Genomic DNA, 7,943 nt, shown 5'->3' with positions numbered 1-7,943 from the left:
GCATCCGGCGACTACAACTGGGCGTTCGCGGCGTCCTCCGAGTCGCTCGGGTCGGCGCCCTCGTCCCCGTCGGCTTCCCGCGGTGCCGGCATCTCGTCGGCGAGGCGGGACCCCATGCGGACGCGGCGGTCGTCGGCCTTGGCGCACAGCGTCTCCACCGCCGCGCGGAAGCGGACGATGGACGGCGGGTCGGAGGGGCCGAGGAGGTGTTCCTTGAGGGTGGCGCGGGCCTTGGCGAAGGCGTCCTTCTCCGGGTCGCGGACCGCGTCCAGCAGCCCCGGAACCTCGGCGGCGTCGGGAGCGATGATGACACCCGCCGACACCGTCGGGAACGCGGTACGGAACGCCTCCTCCGTCAACCCGGACGTGTTGCCGACGGCGTACGGCTTCTCGCTGGACAGCCAGTCGGAGACGACCGAGGAGACATCGCTGATCAGCAGGTCGGACGCGTTGAAGCAGGCGAAGATCGCGGGCCGCGCCTCGGTGATGACGAGGTGCTCCCACTCGGGGAAGGACGCCCAGTACGCCTTCTCCCAGGCCAGTGTCGCCTCCGCGATGGCCGCCTCGCGGTCCCCGCTCGGCGTCCCCTGGAGCAGCATCCGCTCCATCTCGTCCGCGCTGGCACGGAAGGAGGTGGAGGTCAGCTTGTCCAACTCGGCGGTACGACGGGCCAGTTCGGCGGCGGCCTCGGGGCCCGGCCGGGCGCCCGAGCGCTTCGTGTTGGCCTCGCGGATCATCGCTTTGATGCGCTCGTTCGCGGCACCCGCGCGCGGGTCGACCGAGCCGGTCATCGGGTGCGGCTTGTAGAGCAGCCGTACCTTGTCGTCGGCGAGCAGCTTGCGGACGATGTTCTCGCCGGCCAGGACCACGGAGGTGTTGCCGGGGTTGCCGTCCCAGCCCTCCCAGGTGGGGGCGTACAGGACGGTCGTGTACGTGCCGGTGGGCGGGCCCGCGTACGGGCGGATCGGCGCCAGCTGCGGGCGGCCGACCTCGACGATGTCCTTGTCCTCGACGCCGACCTCGGCGAGGGCGTACCGCTCGCGTGCGGCGGGGCCGGCGACCCACACCTCGTCGTACGCCTTCGCGTACGGGTTGCAGGAGGAGAGCTTGTCGCTCTCGCCGTGGTTGATGAAGGCGTGCTTGATGGTGGGGATGCGCAGCACCTGGGAGGTCTTCGCGGCGTTCGCCGGGTGCAGCATCATCTTCAGCGTCGAGTTCTCCAGGGAGAACATCGTCGAGACCTTCGGGAAGCAGATCACCGGCACGTCCGTCGCGTCGATCTTCTGCACCATGAAACGCTCACGCAGCACGATCAGCGGCTTCTCCAGCTGGGAGAGCGTGGAGAGCCACATGTTCGCCTGGTACGCGGAGGTCGTACCGCCGGAGAAGTACATGGCCGTGGTCGGCCGGTACGCGGCCAGCCAGCCGTCCAGCCACTCCATGACCTGCTGCTCGTTCTTCGCCCGCCGCTTCGGCAGCAGCCAGGTCGCCAGGTACACCGTGCCGCCCGCGAGCAGGACGAGACCGGCGCCGAGGCCCATGCCGCCCCAGGTGGCGTCCTTCGTGGTCGCCGTGGCCAGCAGACCGGCCGTGACCGGCAGGGAGAACGTCAGCAGCCGGTGGGCCTGGCGGCGGGCCAGGATGCGCGGCGGGGCGGCGGTCAGGCGCAGCGCGGAGGCGTCGATGTTGCGGGTCACGATGGGCAGCGTCCGGGTGCGGCGGACCAGCACCGAGACGCCCTGGCAGGCGAAGTGCACCGCGTAGAAGACGCACACACCGACCAGCAGCGGCGCCTGTTCGGTCCGCGGGTCGATGCCCTCGATGCGCAGCAGCCCCACCAGGATCAGCATGTCGCGCAGCAGCTGGCGCACCACCGCGTCGAAGCGGACCTTGCCCAGCAGGGCGAGCAGCCCGGGGTCGCGGTACTGCAGGAACGTGTCCAGGACGAGGCCCGCCGCGCTCGCGGCGACGAACACGGGGATGTTCGGCAGCAGCGCGGAGACGATCTGGGCCGTGAAGAGCGCGAACATCGCGAGCAGCGCTGACAGCTGCGCGATGCGGCGTGGGGCGAGGCCTGCGGAGGGCACGGGCTGGGCTCCTGCGGAGGGTGCGACGGACGGAGGGGGCAATGAGAGTAGTGGGGGCGGCCCGCCTCGGTAGGTGCGCCCCCGGGCGCCTTCCGACCCAGGGATGCCCCAAGAGAGGAGGCCGATCCCTGACCGTATGACCTGGGGAGCCCGGGGGGCAATCTCCCGCCGGGGCAATCGGGGTGAACAGGGCAAAGTGCCCGGAACCTCGGAGAGTTTCGCCCTGCCTCCATGCAACGGCCGCATTCCGTTCACCCCGCCGGTGGAGGGCCGTTCACCCCGCCCGGGAAGGGGAGCCCGCTCCGTTCGGGCAAGGGCACCGCTGCCCTTCGCGGGGTGGTGTCACGCCGTCCGCCCAGCGAAATGGCGACGCGTCCGGTCCGCGTCCTCACGTAGATTGCGGAGCACACACCGGGCTCGTCGGAACAATTGGGGATACGCGTGTCAGCGGCAAGGCAGGCGGTGGCGGAAGCGCACCGGATCGTCGTCAAGGTGGGCTCCTCGTCGCTGACGACGGCCTCCGGAGGCCTCGACGCGGACCGGGTGGACGCCCTCGTGGACGTCCTGGCCAAGGCCCGAAAGACGGGGGCGGCCCGAAGGGCCTCGGTTGAGGGTGGTGGTGGGAGACGGGTGGGCGGAGGAGAGCGGGAGATCGTCCTCGTCTCGTCCGGCGCCATCGCCGCCGGGCTCGCCCCGCTGGGCCTGCGCCGCCGCCCCAAGGACCTCGCCCGCCAGCAGGCCGCCGCCAGCGTCGGCCAGGGCCTCCTCGTGGCCCGCTACACCGCCTCCTGCGCCCGCTACGGCATCCGCGTCGGCCAGGTGCTCCTCACCTCCGACGACATGAGCCGCCGCTCCCACCACCGCAACGCCTCCCGCACCCTCGACAAGCTCCTCGCGATGGGCGCCCTGCCGGTCGTCAACGAGAACGACACCGTTGCCACGGACGAGATCCGCTTCGGTGACAACGACCGCCTCGCCGCCCTCGTCGCCCACCTCGTCCGCGCCGACCTGCTGGTCCTGCTCTCCGACGTCGACGGCGTCTACGACGGCGACCCCAGCAAGCCCGGCACCTCACGGATAGCGGAGGTCAGGAGCCCCGAGGACCTCGCGCACGTCGAGATCGGCAGCACCGGCAAGGCCGGCGTCGGCACCGGCGGCATGGTCACCAAGGTCGAGGCGGCCCGGATCGCGGCAGCCGCCGGTATCCCCGTCGTCCTGACCAGCGCGATCCACGCGGCCGACGCCCTGACCGGGCGGGACACCGGTACCTACTTCCACCCCACCGGCAAGCGCTCCGCCGACCGGCTGCTCTGGCTCCAGCACGCCTCCACCCCGCAGGGCTCGCTCACCCTCGACGACGGCGCCGTGCGCGCGGTCGTCGACCGGCGCAAGTCACTGCTGCCGGCCGGCATCGCGGCGGTCGAGGGCGACTTCACCGCGGGCGACCCCGTCGAACTGCGCGACAGCACGGGCCGGGCCGTGGCGCGCGGGCTGGTCAGCTTCGACGCCAAGGAGATCCCCCAGCTGATCGGGCGCTCGACCCGGGAACTGGCGCGCGAGCTGGGTCCCGCGTACGAACGAGAGGTCGTACACAGGGACGACCTCGTCCTCCTCCACCCCTGACCAGCGGCCCCGTCGAGGGGCAAAGGCCCGCCCTTCGGCGGTGTCCGTTCCGTAAAACGGCCACACGAATGCCCTGAGCCTGCTCAACTTTGTCTCAGGGAGATTCCGCACGACCCGATGCGAAGCCCGCATCGTTGCGAAGGAGGCCGTCGTGAGACGAGTGCGCCCCGGGGCCGCGGCGTCCCGTGGTGGTGGTACCTCCCGTGCGCCCGGCGAGGAGCGGACGCTCACCAGCGTCACCGCCTCGGACACGTACGACGGCGAGAGCGCCGAGGAGCCCCGGGACCTGCCCCGGCTGTGGCATGTCACCCTCAGCGTCTCCGGCCCCGAGACCCCGCTGCAGGAGGTCCGACGCGGCCTCGAACAGCTCGCCCACGACCATCCCTTTCTGCTGACCAGCCGCTACGCGACCGACCACGCCGAGATCCGCTACTGGGAGGAGGCCCGCGACCTCCACGACGCCGCCGCCGTCGCCCTGCGCCTGTGGGGCGAGCACCGCCGTACGGCCGGGCTGCCGCCCTGGGAGATCGTCGGCCTGGAGGTCATCGACCGCCAGACCTACCACCAGCGCATCGCCGAGGGCTACGGCCCGCCTCCGGCGACACCCGTGGGGGTTCACCCGTTCCAGTAGCACCGTGGCAGTACCAGGGCGTCGTCCCAGCCGCTGTCGAGCCGGTCGTCCGCTCTCCGCGTGTCCCGATCGGCGGGCGGCGCGCGCGGGGCCTATTCGGAGCTTGTCTCGGTTTGTGGGACAACGGCCGGACGGCCTCCCCGGGCGCACTACCCTTCCCGTATGACCACGCTCTCTCCGTACGACTCCATGTCCCCGGTCACCCGGGCCGCCTACCGTGCCAAGGCCGCCGCCGCCGACCTCGCGCCGCTGCCGCGCGCCGAGAAGGACGACGCGCTGCTCGCCATCGCCGACGCGCTGGAAGTACGTACGAGCGAGATCGTCGAGGCCAACGCCAAGGACATCGCCAAGGCCCGCGAGGCCGGCACCAGCGAGGCGATCATCGACCGGCTGACGCTGACCCCGGAGCGGGTCCGCGCCATCGCCGCCGACGTCCGCGACGTCGCCGCCCTGCCCGACCCGGTCGGCGAGGTCGTCCGCGGCTCCACCCTCCCCAACGGCATCGACCTGCGCCAGGTCCGCGTCCCGCTCGGCGTCGTCGGCATCATCTACGAGGCTCGCCCGAACGTGACCGTGGACGCCGCCGCCCTCTGCCTGAAGTCCGGCAACGCGGTCCTGCTGCGCGGCTCGTCCTCCGCCTACGAATCGAACACCGCCCTCGTCCGGGTGCTCCGGGACGCCGTCGGCGGCGCCGGCCTGCCCGCCGACGCCATCCAGCTCGTCCCCGGCGAGAGCCGCGAGTCCGTACGCGAGCTGCTGCGCGCCCGCGGTCTGGTCGACGTGCTCATCCCGCGCGGCGGCGCCTCCCTGATCCGTACGGTCGTCGAGGAGTCCACCGTCCCGGTGATCGAGACCGGCACGGGCAACTGCCATGTGTACGTCGACGCGCACGCCGACCTCGACACGGCGATCGAGATCCTGATCAACTCCAAGGCCCAGCGCGTCAGCGTCTGCAACGCCGCCGAGACACTGCTGGTCCACCAGGACATCGCCCCCGAGTTCCTGCCCCGCGCCCTGGACGCCCTCGCCGACGCCGGGGTGACCGTCCACGCCGACGAACGGGTCATGGCGTACGCCAAGGACTCCAAGGCGACGGTCGTGGAGGCCACCACCGAGGACTGGGAGACCGAGTACCTCTCCTACGACATCGCGGCGGCGGTCGTCGACTCCCTCGACAAGGCGGTCGAGCACATCCGCCTGTGGACCTCCGGTCACACCGAGGCCATCGTGACGACCTCGCAGCAGGCGGCCCGCCGCTTCACCCAACTGGTCGACTCCACGACCGTCGCCGTCAACGCCTCGACCCGCTTCACCGACGGCGGACAGTTCGGCTTCGGCGCCGAGATCGGCATCTCCACCCAGAAGCTGCACGCCCGCGGCCCCATGGGCCTGCCCGAGCTGACCAGCACGAAGTACATCGTGACCGGCGACGGCCACGTACGACGCTGACCGAGGCTCCTGCACAGGGACGCCGACCGGCGTCCCTGTGAGCCACATAGCAAAACGGATGAATTTCCTTACCGTCTGCCCAAATTGACCACCCCGGTCTACTCTGGATCCCGTGCCGGAGGACGTGGGGGGCACGCCGTTCTCTGACGGCTGGGAGCCCGACGACGACCGCGACCGCGGAGGTATGGACGAAGAGTTCGCCTCCGTGGTCTTCGACGAGGACTTCGTACGGGCGGCCGTGGTCCACGAGCCGACCGCAGTCGAACGTCTGCTCGCAGCGGCGGAGGCCCGCGCCGCGGCCCAGGAGGCCGAAGCCCGCCGGGCGCACTCCAGAGGCCCCCGCGCCGACGACGACCGCTACGACGACGGCTTCGGCCCCGATTTCGGCCACGACCCCGACCTGGACGACCTGGAAGACCCCGAGATCCTGGAGGGCCGCTACGGCGCCGACGGACTCCACGGCAGGCCGTACGGCAAGCAGACCCGCTGGCACCGGCCCGTCGCCTGGATCCTCGCCCTCGTCATGGGCATAGGCATGGTCGCGCTGGCCTTCACGGCCGTCTACCGGGGCGCCTCCTCCGGCCGCGGTGACCAGGTCCCGCCGCCGCCCCCCGCCACCACCGGCGTCGAACAGGGCACCCCGACCGGCCCCTCGGCCTCCGCGGACTACTCCCGGCCGGCGGTCTCGGCGGATCCCCGTACGCCTTGACGGGGGAGTTCCCCACAGACCGCGAGAGCCTTTGCCGAGGCCTTGGTCGACGGTTCGACAGCCGTTCGAAAACCTGGTGAGGACCTGTCAGAACTTGCCACGCAGCAGCGCGTTTACCGGAGCCCCCGGAGACCTACTCTGAAGGTATGGGCGGGCCTGGAAACCCACCGGAGGGGACACCCGAGGGCGCCCCCGGCGGTGGAGAGGACGAATACCGATCCGTCGTCTTCGACGAGTCGTTCGTCCGGGCTGCCCGCATCCAGGAGTTCTCCGCACAGGAACGCCTCACCGACCACGCCCCGGCGGTACGCCGCCGCCCGCCCATCCGCCGAGGCTTCTCCCGGCAGGCCCTGGTCCTCGTCCTGCTGATCTCCCTCGCCTTCGGCACCGCGATCTACATGGGTGTCCGCCATCCGTACCGGCCCTCGGCCGCGAAGCCCACCGAGCCGTTGCGGATGACGGTGATCCCGCTGGCGCCGCAGGCCCCGGTGCCCGGCGCCAAGGACCCCGAGACGCTGTTCGAGAACAGCCCCGCCGCCGGATTCCGCGTCGGCCCCGACGGCATCACGATGCCGGTCACCCGGCGCACCGAGCACTTCTCCGACAGTGAGGTCGTGACCTCGCTGAGGATCGCCAAGGAGTACCTCGTCGCCTCCTCGCTCGACCCGGAGGTGCTCGGCGGCACCACCGTCCAGCCGGTGCGCAGGCTGGTCGACTCGGAGCAGCTCGACCAGTTCGAGCAGAGTTTCGACCAGCCGACGGCCGACGGCAGGCACGCCCCCACCGGCTGGCTGGTCCGCTTCGACCCCTCCCGCGCCGAGCTCGCCGACCCCAGGATCCGCGTCCAGGGCACTCTCCAGGCCGCCGAGTTCGACTCCGGCACCCTGGAGGTCGTCGCCGCCCACACCCTCGTGTACGCGCTGCGACCCGCCTCCGGCGACAAGGCCGAGGCCTCGCTGTTCACCATCCGGCGCGAGCTGCACTTCCGCTTCGACGACGACGACCTGCGCACCCGCCAGGCCCAGGTCGTCGTCTCCTACGTCCAGGCCGGACCCCTGGCCTGCGCCGACGACGCCACGAACCATCTGCGCCCGCTGCTCGCCGGCCAGACGGCCAGGGAGGGTGGCCCGGCCGGCACCGACCCGTACGCCACCGGCGGCGCCACCGCCCTGTGCGGCTCACTGGCCGAGGGGGCCCAGCCGAAGGTGTGACCGACCGGCCGAAGACCGACCGGCCGAAGACCGACCGGCCGAAGACCGACCGGCCGAAGACCGACCGGCCGAAGACCGACCGATCGAAGACCGACCGGCCGAACGACCGAAACCGAAGAGGCCTGACGCACACGGAAGCGCCCGGCTCGAAGGGCGAACCCTCGGGCCGGGCGCTTCGTGTCCGTGGCTGTCAGTGCCCGGTAGCTGTCAGTGCCCCGGTGACCGTCAGCGGC

The 7,943-nt window shown here is 71.7% G+C and carries 6 protein-coding genes; 5 read left to right on the top strand and 1 reads right to left on the bottom strand.

Going from position 1 to position 7,943, the window contains the following annotated elements:
* Nucleotides 1-11: 11 nt before the first annotated feature.
* Complete coding sequence (locus STRIP9103_RS22805; RefSeq protein ID WP_009319773.1) at nt 12-2,087, bottom strand: hypothetical protein; 2,076 nt, start codon at nt 2,085-2,087, stop codon at nt 12-14.
* A gap of 462 nt (nt 2,088-2,549) precedes the next feature.
* Between STRIP9103_RS22805 and proB the strand changes: the two genes are divergently transcribed.
* The 5 genes from proB (at nt 2,550) to STRIP9103_RS22780 (ending at nt 7,710) form a co-directional block, all read left to right on the top strand.
* On the top strand, nt 2,550-3,710 hold the full coding sequence (gene proB / locus STRIP9103_RS22800) for a glutamate 5-kinase (protein WP_048820789.1): 1,161 nt from the start codon (nt 2,550-2,552) through the stop codon (nt 3,708-3,710).
* 160 nt (nt 3,711-3,870) lie between these two features.
* Nucleotides 3,871-4,341, top strand: a complete 471-nt coding sequence (locus tag STRIP9103_RS22795; protein WP_048820788.1) for a hypothetical protein — start codon at nt 3,871-3,873, stop codon at nt 4,339-4,341.
* 162 nt (nt 4,342-4,503) lie between these two features.
* Nucleotides 4,504-5,790 carry a glutamate-5-semialdehyde dehydrogenase gene (locus tag STRIP9103_RS22790; protein ID WP_009319759.1) on the top strand — a complete coding sequence of 429 codons (1,287 nt, stop codon included), beginning with the start codon at nt 4,504-4,506 and terminating at the stop codon, nt 5,788-5,790.
* A 112-nt stretch (nt 5,791-5,902) separates the two neighbouring features.
* Nucleotides 5,903-6,499 (top strand): SCO2584 family spore wall biosynthesis protein, encoded by a 597-nt coding sequence (locus tag STRIP9103_RS22785; RefSeq protein WP_009319763.1) that lies wholly within the window; start codon nt 5,903-5,905, stop codon nt 6,497-6,499.
* A gap of 146 nt (nt 6,500-6,645) precedes the next feature.
* On the top strand, nt 6,646-7,710 hold the full coding sequence (locus tag STRIP9103_RS22780; RefSeq protein WP_009319772.1) for an SCO2583 family membrane protein: 1,065 nt from the start codon (nt 6,646-6,648) through the stop codon (nt 7,708-7,710).
* The last annotated feature ends 233 nt before the right edge of the window (nt 7,711-7,943 follow it).

The sequence above is a fragment of the Streptomyces ipomoeae 91-03 genome, assembly GCF_000317595.1.
Classification (GTDB): domain Bacteria; phylum Actinomycetota; class Actinomycetes; order Streptomycetales; family Streptomycetaceae; genus Streptomyces; species Streptomyces ipomoeae.
The sequence above is the reverse complement of the archived record's forward strand: the minus strand, read 5'-3'. Positions and strand labels throughout refer to the sequence as shown.

Excerpts from the sequence above, each read along its gene's own strand:
- STRIP9103_RS22790 (WP_009319759.1), top strand. The coding sequence starts at position 4,504 with ATGACCACGCTCTCTCCGTACGACTCCATGTCCCCGGTCACCCGGGCC.
- STRIP9103_RS22780 (WP_009319772.1), top strand. The coding sequence starts at position 6,646 with ATGGGCGGGCCTGGAAACCCACCGGAGGGGACACCCGAGGGCGCCCCC.